The organism is Halorubrum sp. GN12_10-3_MGM (assembly GCF_005435235.1).
Classification (GTDB): Archaea; Halobacteriota; Halobacteria; order Halobacteriales; family Haloferacaceae; genus Halorubrum; species Halorubrum ezzemoulense.
The window spans coordinates 36415-57995 of record NZ_SGUB01000017.1 but is presented as its reverse complement, the minus strand read 5'-3'; the positions used below and the strand labels follow the sequence as shown (position 1 = coordinate 57995).

Genomic DNA, 21581 nt, shown 5'->3' with positions numbered 1-21581 from the left:
GTAACTACGCACTCTTTACCGACCGGCTGTTTCAGATGGTAACATGTCCAAAGATAGGATTCCAACAGAGCCAACAGAGCTGGTACAGCCATTTATTATGAATAAGAAACAAGCACGTGTTACCAGATGGCAAGCGGCTCTGGACCATCGAATACGATCAAAGAACAGCTAAGGGCAGCAGCAGAGCCCCATGATTCGCCAGCAGAACTTAGATCACGCAGATATACCGTCTCAAAGGCATTAGATGAGTCTGAACCAATCACGGAGTCGCTAGACATAATCTGGAGCATTTATCTTGACGAGCTTGAACGCCCAGTATCGACTGTCGATGAATTTGCTCAAATTGATCGGTACACCACCGAAATCCGAGAAATATGTGCCAAGATATTCAGACAGACTGCTGAATCGTCTCCAGAATCACTGACTACTCATCTCACATCACTGAACCGCTCTGTACGATCCGAATCCGTTGAATACATCACACTCTCGCTACTCGACACGCTCCAGCACCTCTGCTCAGAAGATCTACTCCCAAACGATGACTCCTTAGATGTGATCCGGGCAGTTCGGACTGTGGGGGAAGATACTGATTCAAAGGGGATCCAGTTAGCCGTTGTCGCGACACTACGAGAGTTTGCTTCTATGGATATCTCAGCCAACGCACAGCAAGAGGCAGGTGAGGCCCTTAGAATGCTTGCTGAGCATTATGAAGGCCAACAGCGCATATTTGCGCTGGGTAGCCACGGAGTAATCGGAGCAAAAAACGGTTTTGGGACATTCTCTGAGGACGCGATTGAAGGGATTCTATCTGAAATGGAACCTGCCGAGTCTCCCAGCGAGATACAGAGGGTGTTGAGTACTTTACGTGAAAATATAGAGGAAAATATGGAATCGGTTGATCCAGCTAAGGCGATGTCTGTTTATGAAACAGGGTTGAGGGGCTGGGGACTATCAGATGACGATTTTTTTTCGTCCCTACTTGAAGTCGGTGCTAATATACATAATCCTGCTTATTTCCAGGACTATAAAAATGTCATATCTGCGGCTATTCACAATTCTAAGACCCACTTTCAAATGATGTGCCTGCTCGAATTAAAACGTATATTCGAGAATACACCTAGAACTGAAATAAAACAAAAGGCGATACATGGTCTTGTTACTATTGGCCAAGCGTCCGATAATCTATTCATACAACATAGTTCATTCTGGGGAATTGCGCAAGTAGCCGAGAGGGTTAATGATCCGGAATTGTGTGAGGATATCGTGTCCCAACTAAAACAAGGACTTCGATTGGATAACTATTTGATCCGGGGTGCAGCTGCGCTAGCAATCGGCGAAACCGTGGCAGGATCTGGCTCCATACAACTCGCTCGGAACGCGCTAGATATCCTGAAGAACGATTTACTCCCTGAGACTGGAACACCACTGTATGGTGCCCGAAGTCCAATCATGAATATTGCTGCTCGTTCGAGTAATCGCCGGATTCAAGAACTAGTTCTTGAGACTGTTCGGTCAATCGTGGATACGGAATCTCGAATAGCAGCCGAGATTTTCATAAAATACCCGTCACTCTTGTGCTCACTCGATAAGGATCTGGAAGATACTGCCGTCGAAGTGATCCAAGCTGGGTTACAGAATACTCACACTGTTGTTCGTACTGCGACTATCGACGGTATCCCCGGTAAGTGGATCGCAGAGAGGTCACATGAACTCCAAAATAAGGTGTTCCAGATGCTTAACGAGGTATGTGAGCCATCTGAGGCAGAAGTCCCGACTCAGCTATCGGCTTTACGTACCTGTCATGAATACTTCGAAGCGACGGATAGCGATGACAGAGTTGATTGGGTACATGTACTGCTTGAAAATCTGAGTGAATCCGAAAATCTTGGTATCAAGTTTTTCGCTCTGGCCAGTTTGGTTCAGCTTGACACAAAAGAATCAAAAGATCTGTTGTTGTCAGCAATAGAGACAAACCGTCAACTTGTCAGATTCGGTTTCGAATGGAGTATGGATAATCTCCCTCTTACTCCCCCGAATTCCGATACAACTTCTGATGACCTTCTTGCCTTGGTTAATTTTGTTGTAGGCGATGCTGATCCGCGTCTGGCACGCTTTGTGACTAATAAAACACATTCAGAAATACATAGGAAAGTTGATATTAACCTTAGATCAGGCTTGGCATTCTCGACTGTTGTGGAGAAAACACTGAGACAAGGGGAATTGAAGCTTCGACGAGATCTGATTGCTGAGCTTGCTGAACACGCGGAGAACTTCGGTCACGAAACCCGGTTACAGTTAATCCCCGCGCTTTCATCAGATTTCTCTGAGAATAATGCCTCGATTGAAGCGAAATGTGTGGAAACTATCGGTGAAATCTGTGTTAATACAGTCAAGGAAGATGTGTGGATGACCGCAATAAATCACCTGGAACAAGATATTGAAAATGATTCATTTATGATACTTGAGGAGAAGAAACAGGTGTTCAACAGAATGGCGAAAGAATTGCCTATGGAGGGGCCTGAAGCCGCACTCCAAGATGCTTTCCTCACAATTCTTTCAAGCTGTACTGTTACTGGGGCGTCGGTACTCGAAGGGATGTCTGAACTCCAAATCGACCGATCCACTTTCCTAAATGACCTTTGTATGGATTCAGAAATTATGGATAATATTCCACAGTCAGCCTCTTACTCTGACTTATCTGAAAGTGGCCGAACATTAACGACTGGTCTCCTTGTATATCGCCAGTCCAATACACAAATTGACATATAAGAGATACGTATACTTTCCAGTCAATACTGACTCAACCTTCCATTTGACTGGGGGTCAAACTCAATAGCTCGACAGCAATCGTTCTCCCACCTGGCGTGATTTGAGGGTGGGACAAAAGCTGTTCTAAGTCTGGTACCAATGCTCTGTTAATCTGAATGCTTTGTCTTGAGCGGATGATTCTTGATATGGTGTCTGCGGAGCGCTCACCGACAAGATCGTGCTGATGATGAAGGCAATTAACTAATACAGATAGATAGGGAACAACAACACCTATCTCGACTGTCGCAATCTCGTGAAATCCTGCTATAGCTTCGGACTGAACTTGCCATGGTTCATCTTGTAGGGCGTAAGCAAGGGATCGCAGACACCGTCTTCGGAGCCGAGGGATCTGCGATCCAATATTCCCAATAGCATCTACTGCTGCGCTCCGACAATCAGTAACCGGATCAAAAACTGCGTTTTCGAGCGCACCAAGATGGTGGGCAACGATCGAATGATAGTGCTCTGTGGCAGTTGCTAGACCACTAACCGCTCGTAAACGGACTTCATCTTCTGGATCTGACAGCATCTCCAGTAGATATTCGACAACAGATTCAGGAGACTCACACTGAGTAAACACCGCATCTTGGCTAATAGCTCGGGTAGAAAATATCCGTACTTCGGAAGACGCGCTAGTGCCAGTTTCCGTTAGGATGGCATGTGCCTCCCGAACAACACCTGGAACAGTATTGAATACATCCTCCTCAATCGCGAATAGAACAGCAGCAGCGATCATTTGCCTCGTATACTGTTCTTTAGCCGTCGAGTTTCTGCTACGTTCTGCTAGCAGCGGCTGGGCTATTTTTTTCGGATCACATCCCTCAAGCAGTTCCGGATTTACGTACGCCATCGCCGCGATTCCGCTGGCCGCACCAGCACGACCGTCAGGCGATCCAGTGGTCAACTCACGGGTCAGGTTGGATAAGATTGAGGTACTGTACCGACGCTCACCGGAATCCATCTCGTGGCAGACTGAAGCAACGCTTTTGCGCAGTTCTAAGGAGCCGTTCATCAACCTGTTGGTGAGTTCAGCTTCGACCTTTTCTGATACCTCTGGGACAGCATCAACAAAACGGGCGATCGATCGGCCGCAATAATACCTCGTGAGTACGCTGTCACGGGAGAGTGTCGATAGAAGTGGATCAACGAACGCCTCTGCACGCTCAGGAAAGCCTTCAGCAATTATCGCAAGACCCCTCGCAGCTGCAGAAGAGACCGTCCAGTCATCATCGTCAAGTGCCTCAATAAGTTCGTCAACGATACGATCGCGAGTGCCTGGGAGTAACCGAGCAAATGTTTCGAGAACATCAGCCGCCGCAGATCTAACTTTCTCGCTCTCGGCAAACAGGCCTGTAACGACCGTGCTAGTCAACTGAGTAGAGTGTTCGGGATACCGGGAACAGAGCTCATCAGCACATCGTAGTGCTCCAGCGCGTTTACGTGGTGGAGATCCTTCGATAGCGAGCCGGTCTATTCTTTTGACCGTCGAGAGTGGGTCACCAGCTGCGATTCTGGCCAGAGCAACACCCGCTTCACGACGTACATCCGGTTCCTCATCCCCTAGGGCCGCAATCAATTGCTCTCGCGTCGTTTCTACCGATTCCGGGCTGATCACTCCGAGGGCTGAGACTGTCTTGGCTGCTGCGGCTCTCACTAACCACATGTCGTCTTCCAGCCGCGTCTCTATCGCAGTTCCGACCTCCGGCAAGTCCACTGCCTGCTCAGGCGCTTCAGTCAACGCTGAAAGACTGTGCTGTCGAACCTTCCAGGACGAATCATTCACCGCATCAAATAAATGAACCAAAACCTCGGTTACCTCTGAGGCGTCTTCCTCAGCGATGATCCGGAGACAATCTGCTGCGAGGACTCGAACATCCTCTGAGGGTTCAAATGAGAGTGCTTGTGCGAGAAAGTCAGTACGGGGAGCTACCTTTTTGGGACAGTCCACGGTGAAACTGGCCAGAATACTAAGGCCCAGTTCACAGATTCCGACAGAGAGGGCAGTCTTTCCACTTACGTTCTCCACCTCCGCGAAGTTTCTGGTCAATTCCGGTGCGACAAGGTCACATATGGTAGCAAGCGACTCCTGGCTGTATGTAAAATCTCCCTCAATGGCTTCCAGCTCACGGCGCTTCTCGCGAAGCGCTTGAAGATCGCTCGCCACTTCGCTGCCTTTGTCGCCAGGACCCATCTCGGTCAATGTTTCAGTTAGTTCGTGGTAACTGTTTGTGTCAAATCGTCTCCCGTGGTGGATTGTGGTAGCTCAACGCCGTTTCACGCTGTGCTAAATGCGTTGAGCTGCCCGTCACTGAGGTATTGCTTCTCTATTGAATCTGAACCCTCAATCAAATCTCCGATCTCATCAATCCCTCTAAAACAGATCATCTCGAGGTTGATCAGCTCGAAACAGAATAGTTCCAACCAAGAGAGGCCAGTAAGGTTGACCAGATTCTTAGGCTAGCTGCTGGAATTTCACAGCAGCACTGAATGGCTGGTCTACATCAAGCTCAGATTGCTGCTCACGAATCTGTATATCGCGACTTCAGCAACGTCATCGAATTGAGGCTGGACTCATCAAGTACACTCCCCAAAGGACCACTGGGCTCATCGGTTTCAACTCCTGATTCTACGGCTCTCATCAGATATTGAGAGAGGTGGGTTCAAATCCCCCCGGTAGCAGTTTGGCTGGGGGTGACTAGCTGATCTGTATTGGGCTCTTATCTCAGCTTATATCGACAGCCTCGATAAAATGTCTCAGACAGCAGTGGCTACTCCCAAGTGCCGTAGCCGATACGTGGCAACACCGCACAACATGGATTAAAAGATAGGTATCATTCAGCGTCTACCACGGAGCACTTTGAGTACCACCGCAATCAAGAACAGCAGTGTGAGCGGCTCAGATCGCTCTCGAACCGCTCGCTGTGTAGCGGTAAACAGCGCTCCAGCAAGCGAGCGATCAGAGGAACCATGCTCAGGCTCAGGTACGTCTAACTCTTTTTCACCGCTTTCGTTTTCTTGTGAACTAACAGCCTTTCCTCGAATTTTTGGTTTCGGTTCCGGTTCTGGCGCTGGTTGACTGGCAGATCCGGTGCCCTCAGACACGCCGGTTTCCTCCCCAACTGACTGGTCAACCACCGACTGGTCGATCGTCTGAGAGTCAGCAGAGTCGACTCCGGGCGCATCCATCGGATCGGCGAAGTCAACTTCAATTTCTCCATCGCCCCCGACGAGATCTTTACGATTAAACGACCGTTCACCAGACGCAAGATCTGCGCCGGCACTACAGGAGATACACCCCTCGGAAGGATGAGTCCCGACAGCGACCAACCCGTCGTCTAGACCATCAAAACGGATGAAGTCAGCTGGTGGTGAGTAATCGGTGATTAGCTTGGTAAACTGCCGAGTAATCAATGAGGCTGCCTGGCCGTTTAACGGGGTAATCGCAGGCTCTGGGGCGACGACATCCTCTTCGAGGTACCCGCGCTGGATGTCCGCCTCAATCTCTTCTTCAGACATCTCTTCGATCCGGAGATGTTCAGCGTCATTCCGCCCCATACAGTCCAAGCATGCATTAGCCCCCGGCGCAACGAGCTGGATGAGGCCACGTTCATCTGTGACTCGCCCGGAGTCATCAGTTTCGATTGCAACGCCCCCATCAATGTAGTATCGGAGATGGCGGATAGCGAACTCGTTACAGTAGAGCCTAGCATCAAGCCTGTCGACGGCACCAATGATTACGTCACAGTTGCTCAAGTCTGACTCAGGGACGTCTTGGACCCTGGCCGGGTAGGCTTCCACAGTGGCTTCGGGATTAGCCCTGGCAACCTGTTCTCCAACCACATTGACTTTCTGACGGCCGACATCGGAGTTGGTAGCCCCATATATTCTGGGGAGATTCGACCGCTCGACCACGTCTGGATCAGCGAAGACGAAGTCTTGAACACCGAAGCGTGCCAGCTGGAGTGCTACCATCGAGCCCAAGCCACCAAGACCAACGATTCCAACTCGGGTATTGGCGATATGCTTCTGGCCGGTATCAGTAAGAGCTCGGATCGAACGATCATACCGTTCACCATCGATCGATCGGTCTCGTTCAACCTTGGGAGCGTCCAGTGGCGTCTCTAGCATCCACTCACCGACAACGCTAATCGGGAGCTTCTCACGTCGGGGCGTGGAGGGGTCGGTATAAATCGCAGTGTCAACACCCGCGTGACCTATGACGATGAACCCCAGCGGAACCTCTGGGTAAAGCTGTCCCAGCCAGTCGCGATAAGACTCCATGATGTTGTCGTCCAGCGCGCTGAATCCGGGATCCTGACTGAAAGGGTGGCTATGAACCATAATCGGAACCAGACCATCTGACATAGCATCACCAAGCCGCTCCCGCTCGATGGAAAGCTCTGGACGGACCGCACTGGATTCCATGACCGCACAGTCCTCTGCTGGAATGGGATCAATTTCCCGGACTAAGAGGCGGTTCTCTGTCGGTTCACAGTACATGTATGCGAACCGTTCGACACCATCTTCTTGTAGTGTCCACTCCCGTACGCGTTCTAACTGGGTAGCAGTTAAGACGAGTTCGAGCTCCCTGCTGGTTGTCCCCGTGTCAACAGCTACAGCCTGTGATTCAGACATTTTAGGCCTCCTGTAGCGGGTTCTTTGCCTTCGGGTTTTCAAGCGATACCTCTAGGATATTAAACATCGTCTTGAGGCTGTGCTTGTCAGGGTCCCAGTCGGATAGGGTGTGGATACAATACTTGGTGAACCCATTTGGTGCGACTGACTGTGCGTACAGGACATGTGGACTACCGCCCCGATAGGACATGTCATCACTGACGTACACCTTTGGCTGCTTGCGCGGGTAGGTCGAGCTCAGGTCAAAAATCACATCCCCGAACTGGGCTCCATCGCTGTTTTCCCATCCGTCAGGAAATTTGAGCTGCTCGATCTTGACCACGAGATCATCCGCTAGGTCATACGACATTATCGGGTTCTGCCGCTGCTTGATCATCTCGTGGAGGTCTTGTACCTCTGGAATAACGCGTTGAGGATTCATGGCGTTCCGAACACCAGTGAGTCCGCAAGTGGCTGCGTGTGGAGTTCAGCACCGTCCTCGACATGCTCAGTTAACACATCGCCATCGGACAGTGCCTGGATTCCATCGCCTGATCGATGGGTAAAGACCTCGCCACTATCGATACCGACCATTTCACGAAGTTCCCCTGCGGTTTGTTCGGATTCGACTTGAACTGAGGATCCATTCACATGTAGCTCCGTCGCAGAATCGGTGTTTTCTTGAGGTCGATCGTCCTCCTCTTCGGATGTCTCACCCTCGGTTACTGGCTCAGTTCGGACCGTATGTACCTCCCCAGAAGCCCGTTGTTGGAGGCCTGAATCCTCATCAGTCATTACTATCACCAGTATTGCCTTTCTGATCTTCAATCCCGATAGGATTCGACAGCACTCGCTCAAGCTGGTCAAATAGGGTCACGAGGGAATCCGAATTTGGGTTCCAAGCTCTTTGATTACCGAGCAGACTCAACGGGGCCCATTCGGCCGTTGAGTCGACCCTAGCTGGGGCCATACACTGTGGCCTAGATCCATTATACCGCATGTCATCGGCGATGTAGACGCGGGGTGGATGTTCTGGGTACTTTTCAGGAATCTCAATCAGGAGGGGGCCATGACGTCCCCCTGAACGGTGCTGCCATCCATCAGGAAAAGCAAACCCATCAATCCTGATCTCACGGCTCTCCGAGAGATCATATTGGAGTCTCCCACTAAATTCCTCTTGTAGTTCCTGTTTTAACTCCCGAACATCATTCAGTGTGCGTGCCAGCGTCATAGATCACCAAAGACGTTGTCTTCAGCCAGTGGCTGAGGATTCAGTTGTTCACCCTCATCAACGTGTTCTGCGACCACATCGTCATCGTTGAGTGACTCAAACCCGTCCTCACCACGATATGTGAGTACAGCGTTTTCATCGAGTTCGGCCTGTTCCTTCAGTTCGGCTGCGGTCGTATCGTCTTCGATCGGAATTTCCTGGTTTTCGACGGTAACAAGCTGTCCCATTGTTTGATTTTAGTTTCTGCGTCGGCTTGCCTGGATCACCGACCAGGCTGCGGTGTGTCGTTGTCTGTACAACTGCTGCTCGGCGGTATCGCGGCGTGTACATCGGTTGAGTCGTCCACTAGAACTGACGACCATATCCAATTCAGCATACCAGCCCCTGTAGTATGGCTCTGTGAGCGGCCCAGAATGGGAAAATAGGAGAACCAACAACGAACTCGGTCAGGAGAGATCTGTCCGATTCGTATATGAGTGATTCCGGCTACCCGACTTTTGTCGGGGAACTTCTTTGATATTGCCTAACTCTGTCTTCCCAAAATTCCCTCAGTTCCGACAGTCTTCGATGGTTTTGACGAGATCCAACTTCTGGGCTTCAAGTGTGGATATCTTGGATTCGAGTGGACAACCATCCGGATGGCAACTTCCCGAAACCGAAACTCCACAAAGTGGACATCCGATATCCGGTTCAGTGTGGCGTCCAACTTTCATCAGAATCGAATCCAGCAGACGGTCACCGGCGTAGACCCACTCCCAGAGTTCTTTGTACGAACCAGCGGACTCAACGGGGATTCCGAGCCCGTCGCTCGGTATTTCCTCGTCTGCTATTAGTGGATTAACCAGCCAGTTTGGCTGGGGTTCCTCTTTGTCTGGCGTCTCAATTTTGTAGATGACACCACCGAAGTTGCCAGTGAATCTGAAAGCAGCATTAATGATCTGCCCCATCTCAGTTGGAGCTTCCATAATAACGTCGTACTTGTTCCTAAGCGTCTCAGCAGAATCGACTTTTTGTGGGATATCCAGAAGTGGGAGATTGAGTTCACGAGGATGAACCCCTTCTGGATCCTGTACTGGATCGTAGAGTTCAGCACCAATATCAGCAAGCAGACCCTCTGCCGTCTTGTCATCCACATCATCAGGGTCGAGAGCATGTGCTGCATCGACTGCTGCGTTGAACCGCCGATCGAGATCTAGTTCGCTGACGGCAATTGTATCGAAGCCATCGATGTTATGCGGTCCGACGAGATATGGAGTATCCAAAGCGGCGTCTGCGATGACTTCTGTGACTCGACGGCCATACTCGGCCTCCAGTCCAGCGAGGGTATCGTAAACCTCTGGGGCCTCTTCCCGAGCTCGTGTGTTCAGATGGTCTCGCAGCCTCTCGAATCGGTTCTCAACAGTAGTTGTATCCAGTTCTGGGTTTAACGACTGGTATTGTTTAATGTGTCTGTCCAGGTAGCCCTCCTCGGACATCACTGATTGACACAGGTACTTGTCGACCCCTTCGAGAAATGAGAACCGCTCCTCATGTAGCATTTCAATTTCGTCTTCGACTCTGGCGATTCGTTGTCCAGTCGATTGGAGGTCTTTCTCACCGTTTATAAACTCAAACAGTGCCCTGATACTTTGCATCCGGAGCAGGTGGTGGCTTCTGGTCAGTCCAAACTGATGCCGCCGACCATGCATCATCTCTTCGGCTAAGCCGAATGTCTGAAAATACCGTAGATGAACTGGTCTATCCGGTCTGACACGGATCACGAACTGACTTACCTGCGGAGCGACCGTCGCGAGTGGGTTCTCAATATCTTTGATGTCTTCTGGTAAATCGGGTCTGTCCTTGTGACCGGGTGAGTCACGAAGTTCTATGCCTGATTGCCAGTTCTCTTCACTCACTGCCATGTTGAACCCGTGTCTGAGGTCCGGTAAATCCCTATTTGCCATGTTTAATTTAGATATGTCTTGCTGTTAGAACGGACTTGTGTCTGCGTCTCGTGGATCATCACTCATATTCTCCGATTTATCCGTTTCCGTGCTACCGTTGTTTTTGCCACCTGAACTCCTATCTCCAGACATCTGATCTTCCTCTAGATACTCCTCTAAGCCAGCCACAATCGTAGCCCTAACTTCAGGATCCGGCTCACTCTGGTACGCTTGAATTAACCTTTCAATATGCCTGTCAGACCTGACACCAGGTACCCTGGCGAGCGAAGCCAGGCTGGTCATAGCTTGTTTCCGAACGATTGGAGAGTCATCATCTATCGTATTGTGGATGAATTCGAGTATTCGCTCAGTGTCTGAGGTCAAGGAGTCCGATGTTTCTCCAGACCGCCCCACCTCTTCTAGGTCCGTGGCCTGAGATCGCGCGGTTGTGTACCGCTGTTCTGCGGGAGAGAAGCTAGGTGAAGGAGACATCTCAGTGTCAGCTGTTTCCTTGTTTAACGGCTCATCAGATTCATCATCAGAAGGGAATTGTGAGAGATCAATTGTTTCCAGGGACACGTTTGATCTCGAGACGTGGTTCCTGATTGAATCGAACGCCGTTGCCCGGGAATCTGCTGCCGCGTACTTAATTTCACCCGGTGCACACGCAGGCCCGAGCAGCTTCCCTTCGAGACCAGCATCGAGAAAGCTTTTTAATAGCTTTCGGAGTGTTTCACTCTGAGATCCGATCTCTGACTCAAAATCGAGCGCCTCCAATTCATCGGCGACAATCTGTCTGATCTCTTCGGGTTGCCGTTCTGTCAGCGTTAGTTCTCCCATCCCGAAAACCGCCCTTTTGATCTGAGCTGCCCGCTCACGATCAAATCCAAATTCAACCAGAATGTCTTCCCAGACGTCCTCAACGAGTGGTGGTTCGTCTTCGGCTTGAGCCATGGATAGGTCGTCCGTCATCGGCTCACCTCATCACTCCTAATCGCATAATAAGCGGCTGTTCGCGTTTGCGAAGCCTCCATTGCCGTATCAAATTCTAATGCCTTAGTCGGTAGCTTCTTCGAGAGCTCTGAAAGATCAGAATTCTCGTTAAGCCCAGCCAGAGCGCGTCGATATTCAGCAAGTGAGGTGTCTTCTAGACTTGTGGGTGTGTCTGTCGAGTTGTCTTTTTTTTCGGTACCTGAGCGCTCTTCGGATTCGAGCTCGTTACGTATATCCTGAAATGCTCCTGTTTCGTACAATGCTGTCGTTAAGAAAGTACTCAAGTGTTGCTCTAAATCCTCTTTGTACATCTGTTTCGATGCTGGCTGGACACTATCTGATAGCCACCCCTGAAGAATATACTGATTGTACAGATTCCCCCAGTTCGACTCGGGAACATATCTGTCATGTAGAAGGAAGCCCTCATCAGGACTCTCATTCGCTTTCAGCTTCCCCTCATGTGTAATTCGACTGTCCAAAGCGTCTGTTTCGACATCTGCGGTCATTCGCCCAAACAACCAGGCACTTTGAGCAATCTCTCGCGGAGTTTTGTTTGAGTCAAGCACCGCCTCGCTTGTCAGAAACCGCATGATTGCTTCCAGCCTTGCGGAATCTGTTTCGATGTCCGCTCCCTGGTGTAGGACTCTCTGAAACCAGCGGACAACATCGCCGTGGATCAAATACGTATCATCGGTACCGCCGGTAACTCTCCGAACGGGCACAAGAATTGAATGTGAGAGGAGCTTGTCAAACAAATCTTGGGAGCCGGTTTCAGGATTTGCTTTTCGGCGGGAGACTAGATCCTTGATTTCATCTCGATCTGTGAGAATAGTCTCCCGTCGATATAGATCAATGATTTGATCGAGCGCGATTCGTACCCGGTCAGGTTCATCAGGCCCTTGACCAGGAAGTCGAGAATCATCTGCAGACGTGATCAGATTGTGACTTCCTGCCAGTTTGTAGAACCTGTGGCAAGCTTTTTCGTAACTCTGTATTTTTGCTGATATGCCGTCGTTATGTTCTGTCTCTTCAGCACCGGCCTTTTTCTGTTCATCCTTTCCAGAGTGGGATCCTTTTCGTGGCATTCGGCGCGCTCGTGTTGACATAGCATGGTAATTGAATTCACATAAGTCTGGGCCGCCGGAGAACCCCACTCTGTGAAAGATTTATATATTCTTCTCTCCGCAAAATTAACATGAAGTAAGTAGGTATATGAAGTTTTCGAAGACAGGTGGCTTGTGGAACTGCTGAGATTGTATCACCCAAATGTATCTATGTATGTCGGACGAAGGCCTTACGGACGGTGGAAACGATCGAGAACCCACGGAACAGGTCTGGAATCTTAATTCGGAGGCACCGCAGGAGTTCCGAAATAAGGCTTGGCGTCTTCTGGGGCAAACCCGCAAGCGCGACGTGTTCATGACTGTCCGCGAACTGGCGGACTCCGAAGAGCCGCTTCAGGGCGCATCAATTGCCCGGGCAGCAATGGATCGGCCGCACTTTGCTTCCATGTCAACTGCGCCAGATCTTAGTGACAACGGAGACCTCGATGCTTTGTGTGATCTACTCGCCGGGTATCGCATCCCCCGTCTGGCACGGCCGGAACACTGGTACTTCGTGCCGTTCAAATCCATGTGTAACTACTTAGTGAACCCATTCCACCACCCCCAGTCCGAAAAGGTTCAGGCTGCGATTGAGTACGTCCGTACTAATCAGCTCTGTACTAACCCCGAGTCTGGCCCCTCTCATGATGGCGGAAATGAGACCGATGCGGAATCAGATTTGGTCCCGTTCGATGCGAGATCTACGGCAGCACATACGTACGCACAGTTGAGTGAGCACCTGCGCTGTACCGCGCCAAAGCTCACTTTTAGTGAGTTTCGTCCGGACGACTTCGGTGCTGGCGTTGGGAAAGGGCTGGTTATTGAAGGTAGTCTTATTGCCGAATCAATGGAGATAGCCCCCGATTGCTCCGACTTTCAACTGAAGGAGAAGCTCGACGAGGTCTTCACCAAGTACGCGGAACAGGTTGCCCACGGTAAGCAGGTCTTCCGTGTTGGGCTGTACCAAGACGAAGATGATGATGAGCATGATAAGAAGGACGCACGACTCGAAGCCATCAGTGACAACTCTAGTTTCGAGGAGTTTGATCCTAATCTTGGCCGAAACGACATCACGTTTCGCTGGGTCGTTCAGACGATATTCATCGAGTAACTGGTCATCACTAGAGTCGAATCCTCATACCTCAGTACTTGAGTTGAGGCATGTCCACTAGTGGCTTCTCACTTTGAACGATTGGCTCTATTTTGTTGATCTGATTCTGTTATCGTACTGGAAGGGACCGTTTGTTATGTCCGCGTCAAATCAGCTTCAGAACACCCCGTCGTCAGTTCCTCCCTCAATCCCGTACGACTGGACAGCACCGAGAATAGTGCTACAATCCGGACACACTAATTGACCCCGGTAGAACTGGTCGTTTTCCCCGTTATGACTACTCAATTCTTCGACATCCGCTTTTCCAGTGAACTCACAGTGTGGGCAGCTTCCCATACAAGAACACACGGTGTGTATTTGTAAGAGCAGCTTCCTGCCCAGAATCGTGCTCGTCGAAAAGAACCGACTTTTGGTGGAAAGACCGTCATTCGGTTGACCCGACTCTGATGAAATGCTTAGTAGCAGAAGCTCCCCATCTCTTGTTACGAGGGCGCTCAGCAACGTTGACAAACATCCTCTCGATATCGCAAAGACACAGCTGTTTCAATCTTCCAGTGAAGAGTATGATCAGCTCCGGGAAACGCTGAGTATCGACGAAGACGATCCGGAGATGTTCGGTGAGACCGTCCGGGAGAAACTGCTCCAAATCTACGCACAAGCCGCTAGCCAGTAAGCTGCGCTAACGGTGAGAATTACATTCGTTTATTCGCTGAACTCATTACTGTGGTATTCTCTCTGAGGGGCGTTCAATTCTGAAGCGAGTATTTGTGCCACTTGTACTTCGAGTCCCTCTGGGTGAGTTTTATACAGGGCCAATAGTCGACTTGGATGGAATCCGGTGAAGAGTAGCGAATAACAGAGTGGTTGCCGTCCCGTTATCGGCTCGTTCTAGATACGGTGGCACCGATAGCAACCGACGGATCGACGGCTGGTGGTCAGCTGCTATCGTTGGGTTCGCTACAGCAATTGAATGACAGGCAGCAGCGACGACAGTTCGAAGGAGCCGTTCCTCCGGGTCAATCTGCATAATATACGCGAGATCGGTTTGTGTTGCGGTAGTGAGCAACTCGTCTAATACATTGGCGGACTCATATTCAATGACCGATTTGGGGGCTCCGATACAGAGATGGCTCAGTGCCATTACTACAGCTGGCGTTCTGGGATGCGAGGAAGCGTCAAGCGCCGACAGAAGGGCTGGGACACAGGCAAAAACAAGCTCCACACAACCGCGGAAGCTAAATGCGGCAATCAGTGTGGCTGTATTTTTTGCGATCTCTGAGTCTGGATGTGTGAGGTGTTTTGTGAGTCTCTCTGGTTCGATATGGGGGGCAAGATCGTCGGCATAGCCACTGTAAGCGAGATGGCCAACCGCTAGGATTGCGTTCTCAACCACAGATGGGTCCGAAGCCTCGAATAGGGCTGTTAAGATCTCAAGATCTGTGGCGGCAATAACCGCGTCCGCATAGCCGACTTCGGCCAAATCTGCGAGTGAGGCGGCAGCATTCCCACGGACATGGTCGGCCTCTGCGTCCAGTTCCGCAGCTAAGTCGGAGAGTGGAATCGTGTCAAGTACGGCGCCGCCGTAGCCATGTTCAGCCAGATAGCCGATTGTCGCAACTGCGTTACCCCTCGGGATTGGATCCTTCTGCGATAACGCCGTGGATATCTTGACCAGATCAAACTCGGCGAGGACCGGATCGATATACCCGGCAGCAAACAGCTCATTGAGCAGAGCAACAGCGTTCCCGGCGACAGACGGATCTCCATGTGTAACCAGTGGCTCAAGATCCCGCGGCGAAATTGCTGACCCAACAGTTACGGCATCCACGTATTCTAAAAGATAGCCCAGCGCTGACGCGACGTTCTCTCTGACGAACTCTGATTCGTGTGATAGCAGTTCTGCGAGCGTCTGATGATCAATATCGTCGGCGAGATGAACAGCCCGGTCCTGCTCCTCATCAAGCAGATAGCCAATCACAATCGCTGTATTACCAACGGCGTTAGGTTGCGGATCTTCAAGCGTTGAATTGAGGGCCGCCATATCGAGTTGCGTCGCCACGGGACTCGTATACCCCGCGGCAACAATCTCACATAGCGCCGCAGTGGCGGTGACACAGCTGTCAGTAGCCTGCTGTTGTAGCGGTGATTCAAAAGCAGAGATATCAATTTCTGCTACAATTCGGCCGGTGTAGCCCGCTTCAGCAAGATCCGCAAGAGTACGCGCAGCCGCTCCACTGACATCGGAGTCGGGATGCGTCAGAGCGAGCTCAAGTGAGTCAAACGAGATACGATCCAGAACAGCATCGGCCTGTCCGTGAGCGGCAAGCGTTTGTAGGAGTCGTGCGCCCGCGGCGACCCGATACGGATCCGCAGTGTCGAAGACTCGGGCCAATTGAGCAGACGGAATGGCAGTGGGCTCTGCGTCGACAATTGCCTCTAACGCAACGAGAACTTGCTCAACCTCGCCCCGTTCATCCAGAAGGTAGGCTAATAATACGGGCGTATACGCTGTCATGTCGGATGGCGAAGAGCGTACGACTGTCGTGAGCACTTCGACAAGTGCTTCGCCGAGTGTTTGTTTGGGAGCTGAATATTGATCCGCAAAGAGAGACTCCGTATCAGCGAGGTCCGTCTGTAACCATTCTTTGAGTGTAACGACTACATGTCTACAGTACGGTCGCAACACATCCGCAGATTCTATTTTAGCAAGGACTGTGCCCGCGAGCGCACGACGCTTGTAATCCGCTGATTCTCGTCCATCGAGCAGAAGAGTCGCCACGAGCGCCGGCACGAGTTTCGGTGAAGGAACTGTTGGCTCTTCACCAGAGAGCAGTTCTCGTAGCTCGGATAGGGAGAGTGGAGATGTACCACCCGGCTGAGTAGAGATGTCACTACGAGGCGGGCCCGGGAGTCCGGGATCATCTCCAGAGCCTTCTGTCATTAGTATACCTCAGCATGGCCGTAACAAGAAGCGTTGCCCTTCCGCCAGCGTGACCCCTGAACAGTTTGTCACTGTATAAACACGGTATCCGGACTGGACTGCTCTGTTGAATCCGATGACGGCACGGCGATCACGATCCCCGAAGATAGGATTATCTCGCTCTTCGTCGTCAAGGAGTTGGATCAATCCACTCAGTGATCTCGATCCTCACTCTCTCTGCCAAGATTCCATCTCTGAATTCTCTCGACAGCGCTCCTGAACCGAGTACAGAGTGGCCTTATCCTGACGCCTTCTGCGGATTCAACAGAGCAAACTGCTGAAGTACCGACTAAAGCACCAACTGCTGCTAAGGGCCAACTGGCACTGGCTGCTGTTCCCAGCGCAGCGATTCCTGCAGAGCCACCTAAGGAGTAACCTCCTGCACCGAAGAGAGCAGGAACGATCGCACTGCCTACAATCATATATTTGCCCTTGAATTGTATGAGAGCGACCTCGTCCTCACATGATTCACACTAAACTCGTTAACGATAGAGACGTCGTCCTGATCAACTTCCGTCATACCTAATTCCTATTACTATAACATAAAATCTTGATATATTTTCCTAGTGATCAGCAGTGAAGGTAGCGAGCGAACGCTTCGTTCAGTTCCATAGTCCGTCGTGTAGGGTAGTCTCCAAGATAATTCCATGTGTGAGTACGCCACTGCGTGGTGACAGACTAGTGGTCGATAGTGAGAGACAGCGTCCCTCGAACGGGTTTCAGCCCAGTTGCTGTCAGGGCGATACTCGAGCCGGTGTCGGAGGTAGCCAACAACCGTGCCCCAGACGTAGTCGACATTACTGGTTCGGCAAACGTGTTGTCACTCAAAAAGGAGTTTAGGCCGTCAGTGGAACGCCGGGTCCTCGGACTGACCGGAGTCGGCTTCGGATTCGGCGCCTTCGTCGTCCATCGAGGACCGCTCGTTGATCGCGGATGCGTCGGTGCCGTCACCATCGTGTCCCTCGCCCTCGTCGTTGGACGCCATCTCTTCGTCGTCCATTTCCTCGCTCGTCTTACGGAGCATCTCCTCCATGCGGTTGAGTTCGTCCCAGAGCGCTATCACGGCCTCAGGGGTCCGGACGTCACCGGCCTCGAGTTTCCGCTGGATGAACTCAATCAGCTTCTGCTGGAACGTTTTCACCGACTCCTCGTCCGGGTTAGTCTTGACGCGCATCGACAGCTGGAAGTCCTCCTGTCGGCTGGCCTGTTTAGCGATTCGCTGCCGGATTGCCTGTATTGCGAAGCCGTTCATCGACGCGGACTTCTCACCACCCTCGGCCGGTTCGGATTCGTTCGTTGCCATCGCAGTTCATCATACAGGCGGATGTGATACCAGGTTGACCGCACAGCCGCACTTAGCGAAACAATTTTGAATGGAATTTCCCAGACTATATTGAATATGTACCCGACTACAGTCGGTCCAGACAGCGTTACCGACTCGAACGTTAGTTATTGAGGAACCCCGATTCCAATCGGGGTGGCCGTCGTACTCTTCATCGGTCGGTGTATAATCAAGTTACTCGCCGCCTGTCTCATGATTTGCCGTTCCCTGTTCACGGCTACGATGACGACCATATGGACGCTTGTCGACTGTTCAGGTATGCCTGATTCGGTGCCACAGCTCGGCCTTGAACTGATCTCGACGAAAGCTTCCATAGAGGACGGTCAACTCCTCACCGACGAGGAACTCAACACCGCGATACGGGGGTTCGAGGAAGGGGGTTTCCAGGAGTCCAAACACGCAGCCGGTATCCTCTCAGAGGGTAAAATGAGCAAGGGAGCTTGGGACGCGACTAGCGAGTACCTTTTCGACCTGCTGGAAGAGGCCAGTGTTGTTGGGACGCTCGACGAAGACCTTCCGAAAGCCGCGTGTAAGGCAGCTCGCGTCATCGCCAAAATCAACTCAAACACATCGGTCGACCCGCCGCTACGAACAGAGTTAGGAGAATCGTTGATCCGTGACGGGACGGGGGATGAGGGGAATCCATGGCTGACGACCGCCGGCACCCTCCTCCTTTCGACGGCGATGGACACCGGAGAATACGAACCTGCTGACGAGATCGCGAAGCGGATTGCTGAGCACCTCCTCGCTCTCTCGAAGAATACCGATGGGACACAGGAAGCGAATCTCACAGCGGTGGGCTACGGTATCCTCGGCCGGACCAACAACGGTGACCACGCGAAGACGCTCGTCGCTGAGTCGATCGACCTTCGAGAGTATCTATACCGAACGGAATCGAACCTCCGTGAGGGGTTCCTCCGGTTCGTTGCCCGAGTCGCACAGGAGGACCCAGCGCTTCTTGAACCATACACCGTCGAGCTGGCGACACATCTTCGGGCAGAGTCTTTCGCCGTCAGGCGGGACGCCGCTCGTGCGTTTCTCGCGCTCTGTGATGAAGTCAACTGGGAAGCGCTCCGGCCTGGCGTTCTCACATTGAATAGTCCTTTTGAACGAGATGGCCCGACGCTGCCGCTGTTCGCAATCCAATTTTTGCAGAGAGTTGCCCAGCACAATCCAGAGGCCGTCCCCCAGCGGGTTGGAGACGCATTCGTGAAGGCCCTCCAACACGACGATCGGTTCACAAGCGTGTACGGTAGTGAGGCAGCCATTCAAGAGGACGCACTGACTCGGGCAACGCTCTTCGCCGCGGTTGAAACGCTTGCTCCAGAATTCCCAGAACTCGCCGACGCGGTTGGTAATGGGGTGTTCGATGAGCTAGAACGATGGCCCGACGAGGGTGTCAAACTGTTCGTGGCAGCCGCCGCCGGTTGCTTTGTGGCGGTTGCGCCAAACGTTGTCGGCGATCGGTTCATTCGGCTGCTCATCGATGACAGTGGGGTGGGCGGGCAGGATGGTTCGACGGATACGCCGCTTGTCGCCAACAAGTCGACAAAGGCTGCGGTGAGCCGATTCGCCACCCGGATGGCCGAATTTGACGGAGAAAAGGCCCTATCGACCGCTGATCAGTTAGTGACCCATGCTGAGGATCGAGGGACACCCGGACATCTCGATGTCGTTGCCGTACTCCTACAAATAGTTCATCAGAAACGGGATGACGACGAAGTGAGGAGAAACTTCCACGACATTATCGAGCGAGTCGCCGACACGCACGAAGACGAGTTCTTAGCGTGGGATGAAGACGTATTCGACCCAGAACTAGATCAACACTCTGCGCCAGACGACAGCGAGTAGGCGCCTCACCAGTGCGAAGTCACAGGGTCTGAGGTCGAATCAGCGTTCCAATCCCTCGAGGATCGACAGTAAACATCTGTTACTTCAAAAAAGCAGTGAGCGCGGTCAGCGCTTGCGTCGCCGCCGACGGACTCGAACCCGACGGACTCGGACCACGCGGCCCCCCTCCTCGTCCTCTTCGTCACTGCTACTGTCGTCCGATGACCCAGCAGCAATCCACACGACGGTCAGCAGCACGCCGATGATCATGAGCATCGTCATACCACCGAAGCCGCCCGACTGTGTTACGACCATTCCGAGCATGCTTTCCAGCATATCTCATCATTTGTTCTATCTGAGGATTGTATTATCGCGAATGTCGGTTCAGGGAAGCATTTTTAAATTGCTCTCATAGAAGCAACAACAATCATATCCGGATTCGAGTCTGTCGTTCATCTGCTGGAAGCCGGAGTCCAGGGGGATATCGAGCCAGTATCTTCAAGAACATCGTTATAACCCGGGTAGTTCCAGCCCTGTCGTTTGCCGTGCGAATTTTACAAAAATCTTGGTCCGCTCGAATCCCTCGTGTTCAGATAAGCTGATTCCATGCGAAAGCGAACGATTTTAGCCACTCGTCAGCAGTTTCTGCTTTGGCGTTGCTAAAACAGTTTGAGAAGCTGGTAGTTCTGCGTTTTACCTCACGAAAGACACGTTCAACGCTATTCCGATTTCCATGTCGTTCGTATCTGAAATCGAGGCTATGTTTTTCACATGCTCGATGAAGTGGAACCGCACCATCAATGAGAAATATCGCGTCATCCACGTCGTGCTTTTCACGGAGTTCTGCGAAAAACTGATCTGCGATCACGTTTGTTCTTGTCGGCTCAAGCTTTGTGTGGAGTAAATCTTTTGAGTCAGGATCGACGGCAGCGTACAGCCAATATTGTTCATCGTCAAGCTGAATCACGGTTTCATCGACCGCAACGTGATTCGGGCTCCGACCAGATTCCGGCTGTAGATCGGCCTTGTGGACCCAGTTATGAACAGTGGATCGAACCCGATCAACACCGAATACCTCAAGAAACAAAACAGTATCCGAGAGAGACAATCTAGACAAATGTAGCTGAATACTGAGCTTCATCAACAGTTTCGGTGTTGCTTCTCGCTCCACAAACTCTAAGTTGATCTCGTCTAAACAGCCGCTGAGGCGGTCGTTTTCGGGCATAGACACTTTGAAAACGCACCGCCTCACCTTTCAATCCTTATCTGAACACCGCCGTACAAACCACAGTCGCGCGACTGAGTCCCCCCGAGATCATCGCTACGGTCCGTCCGGAACTGGAACGCGTCTCTCGACGGCGGTCGATCGAAGCAACAGTTCAGCCACACGACCGTGTTCCGAAACTCTCGCTCAACGGGACGAATCCCGTAGATGTCATTGTGTAGCATCGGAGAACACCACGCATCATCTCTGGTGACTCGTGCTCTTGTGTTCGCTCCGTCTCGGCCGGGCCGAACACGTCGAATTCTTCGAGAAACTCTTCGATCAGGACTCTCTTGTGGTGTTCGGTCGAGTAGACCGCAAAGGCAGTGACGAAGCAGAGACTCCGTGAATCAAGGAGAGACTTGTGGCGTTCACGCCATGGA

16 protein-coding genes and 1 pseudogene are annotated in these 21581 nt (G+C 51.6%); 3 read left to right on the top strand and 14 right to left on the bottom strand.

The annotated features are described in order from the left end of the window. Window positions 1-126: 126 nt before the first annotated feature. Window positions 127-2769 (top strand): hypothetical protein, encoded by a 2643-nt coding sequence (locus EXE47_RS12795; protein WP_137708400.1) that lies wholly within the window; start codon window positions 127-129, stop codon window positions 2767-2769. 31 nt (window positions 2770-2800) lie between these two features. On the opposite strand, the gene EXE47_RS12790 is transcribed toward EXE47_RS12795, so the two are convergent. The 9 genes from EXE47_RS12790 to EXE47_RS12755 all read right to left on the bottom strand — a co-directional run bounded on the left by EXE47_RS12790 (window position 2801) and on the right by EXE47_RS12755 (window position 12653). After that, window positions 2801-4999 (bottom strand): HEAT repeat domain-containing protein, encoded by a 2199-nt coding sequence (locus EXE47_RS12790; protein ID WP_137708399.1) that lies wholly within the window; start codon window positions 4997-4999, stop codon window positions 2801-2803. Window positions 5000-5643: 644 nt separating this feature from the next. After that, a complete protein-coding gene (locus EXE47_RS12785; protein WP_089309223.1) occupies window positions 5644-7443 on the bottom strand; it encodes a ThiF family adenylyltransferase in 1800 nt (599 codons plus the stop codon). Between the two features lies 1 nt (window position 7444). Next, the gene (locus EXE47_RS12780) at window positions 7445-7864 is read right to left on the bottom strand and encodes a hypothetical protein (RefSeq protein ID WP_137708398.1); all 420 of its coding nucleotides are present in this window, start codon (window positions 7862-7864) and stop codon (window positions 7445-7447) included. Continuing rightward, window positions 7861-8217 (bottom strand): hypothetical protein, encoded by a 357-nt coding sequence (locus EXE47_RS12775; protein ID WP_137708397.1) that lies wholly within the window; start codon window positions 8215-8217, stop codon window positions 7861-7863. The genes EXE47_RS12780 and EXE47_RS12775 overlap by 4 nt, the downstream gene beginning before the upstream one ends. Next, the gene (locus EXE47_RS18855) at window positions 8210-8653 is read right to left on the bottom strand and encodes a ubiquitin-conjugating enzyme E2 (RefSeq protein ID WP_141134128.1); all 444 of its coding nucleotides are present in this window, start codon (window positions 8651-8653) and stop codon (window positions 8210-8212) included. The genes EXE47_RS12775 and EXE47_RS18855 overlap by 8 nt, the downstream gene beginning before the upstream one ends. Further along, on the bottom strand, window positions 8650-8880 hold the full coding sequence (locus tag EXE47_RS12770) for a hypothetical protein (protein WP_089309221.1): 231 nt from the start codon (window positions 8878-8880) through the stop codon (window positions 8650-8652). The genes EXE47_RS18855 and EXE47_RS12770 overlap by 4 nt, the downstream gene beginning before the upstream one ends. Before the next feature lie 321 nt (window positions 8881-9201). Further along, on the bottom strand, window positions 9202-10554 hold the full coding sequence (locus tag EXE47_RS12765) for a hypothetical protein (RefSeq protein ID WP_137708396.1): 1353 nt from the start codon (window positions 10552-10554) through the stop codon (window positions 9202-9204). A 66-nt stretch (window positions 10555-10620) separates the two neighbouring features. Continuing rightward, window positions 10621-11547, bottom strand: coding sequence for a HEAT repeat domain-containing protein (locus EXE47_RS12760; RefSeq protein WP_137708395.1), 927 nt, complete (start codon window positions 11545-11547; stop codon window positions 10621-10623). Beyond that, window positions 11544-12653 carry a hypothetical protein gene (locus tag EXE47_RS12755; RefSeq protein WP_137708394.1) on the bottom strand — a complete coding sequence of 370 codons (1110 nt, stop codon included), beginning with the start codon at window positions 12651-12653 and terminating at the stop codon, window positions 11544-11546. The genes EXE47_RS12760 and EXE47_RS12755 overlap by 4 nt, the downstream gene beginning before the upstream one ends. Window positions 12654-12846: 193 nt before the next feature. Here EXE47_RS12755 and EXE47_RS12750 point away from each other — a divergent pair, with 193 nt between their 5' ends. Continuing rightward, the gene (locus EXE47_RS12750) at window positions 12847-13782 is read left to right on the top strand and encodes a hypothetical protein (protein WP_137694723.1); all 936 of its coding nucleotides are present in this window, start codon (window positions 12847-12849) and stop codon (window positions 13780-13782) included. 802 nt (window positions 13783-14584) lie between these two features. Here the strand turns inward: EXE47_RS12750 and EXE47_RS12745 are convergent. Together EXE47_RS12745 and EXE47_RS12740 are read right to left on the bottom strand one after the other, a co-directional pair. Then, a complete protein-coding gene (locus EXE47_RS12745) occupies window positions 14585-16561 on the bottom strand; it encodes a HEAT repeat domain-containing protein (RefSeq protein ID WP_158293612.1) in 1977 nt (658 codons plus the stop codon). A 1045-nt stretch (window positions 16562-17606) separates the two neighbouring features. Further along, on the bottom strand, window positions 17607-18065 hold the full coding sequence (locus EXE47_RS12740; protein ID WP_089309216.1) for a hypothetical protein: 459 nt from the start codon (window positions 18063-18065) through the stop codon (window positions 17607-17609). 297 nt (window positions 18066-18362) lie between these two features. Here EXE47_RS12740 and EXE47_RS12735 point away from each other — a divergent pair, with 297 nt between their 5' ends. After that, window positions 18363-19955, top strand: coding sequence for a hypothetical protein (locus tag EXE47_RS12735; protein WP_137708392.1), 1593 nt, complete (start codon window positions 18363-18365; stop codon window positions 19953-19955). Window positions 19956-20060: 105 nt separating this feature from the next. On the opposite strand, the gene EXE47_RS18475 is transcribed toward EXE47_RS12735, so the two are convergent. The 3 genes and pseudogenes from EXE47_RS18475 to EXE47_RS12725 all read right to left on the bottom strand — a co-directional run. Then, window positions 20061-20216 (bottom strand): hypothetical protein, encoded by a 156-nt coding sequence (locus EXE47_RS18475; protein ID WP_158293611.1) that lies wholly within the window; start codon window positions 20214-20216, stop codon window positions 20061-20063. A 307-nt stretch (window positions 20217-20523) separates the two neighbouring features. Further along, a complete protein-coding gene (locus EXE47_RS12730; RefSeq protein WP_089309231.1) occupies window positions 20524-21159 on the bottom strand; it encodes an IS6 family transposase in 636 nt (211 codons plus the stop codon). Between the two features lie 101 nt (window positions 21160-21260). Further along, window positions 21261-21475 (bottom strand): annotated as a pseudogene (locus EXE47_RS12725) (hypothetical protein); the annotation flags it as partial. Window positions 21476-21581: the final 106 nt, after the last annotated feature.

Coding starts and splice junctions, on each gene's coding strand:
- EXE47_RS12790 (WP_137708399.1), bottom strand. CDS start 4,999: ATGGGTCCTGGCGACAAAGGCAGCGAAGTGGCGAGCGATCTTCAAGCG.
- EXE47_RS18855 (WP_141134128.1), bottom strand. CDS start 8,653: ATGACGCTGGCACGCACACTGAATGATGTTCGGGAGTTAAAACAGGAA.
- EXE47_RS12770 (WP_089309221.1), bottom strand. CDS start 8,880: ATGGGACAGCTTGTTACCGTCGAAAACCAGGAAATTCCGATCGAAGAC.
- EXE47_RS12740 (WP_089309216.1), bottom strand. CDS start 18,065: ATGGCAACGAACGAATCCGAACCGGCCGAGGGTGGTGAGAAGTCCGCG.
- EXE47_RS12730 (WP_089309231.1), bottom strand. CDS start 21,159: ATGCCCGAAAACGACCGCCTCAGCGGCTGTTTAGACGAGATCAACTTA.
- EXE47_RS12760 (WP_137708395.1), bottom strand. CDS start 11,547: ATGACGGACGACCTATCCATGGCTCAAGCCGAAGACGAACCACCACTC.
- EXE47_RS12775 (WP_137708397.1), bottom strand. CDS start 8,217: ATGACTGATGAGGATTCAGGCCTCCAACAACGGGCTTCTGGGGAGGTA.
- EXE47_RS12795 (WP_137708400.1), top strand. CDS start 127: ATGGCAAGCGGCTCTGGACCATCGAATACGATCAAAGAACAGCTAAGG.
- EXE47_RS12750 (WP_137694723.1), top strand. CDS start 12,847: ATGTCGGACGAAGGCCTTACGGACGGTGGAAACGATCGAGAACCCACG.
- EXE47_RS12755 (WP_137708394.1), bottom strand. CDS start 12,653: ATGCCACGAAAAGGATCCCACTCTGGAAAGGATGAACAGAAAAAGGCC.
- EXE47_RS12735 (WP_137708392.1), top strand. CDS start 18,363: ATGCCTGATTCGGTGCCACAGCTCGGCCTTGAACTGATCTCGACGAAA.
- EXE47_RS18475 (WP_158293611.1), bottom strand. CDS start 20,216: ATGACGATGCTCATGATCATCGGCGTGCTGCTGACCGTCGTGTGGATT.
- EXE47_RS12785 (WP_089309223.1), bottom strand. CDS start 7,443: ATGTCTGAATCACAGGCTGTAGCTGTTGACACGGGGACAACCAGCAGG.
- EXE47_RS12765 (WP_137708396.1), bottom strand. CDS start 10,554: ATGGCAGTGAGTGAAGAGAACTGGCAATCAGGCATAGAACTTCGTGAC.
- EXE47_RS12780 (WP_137708398.1), bottom strand. CDS start 7,864: ATGAATCCTCAACGCGTTATTCCAGAGGTACAAGACCTCCACGAGATG.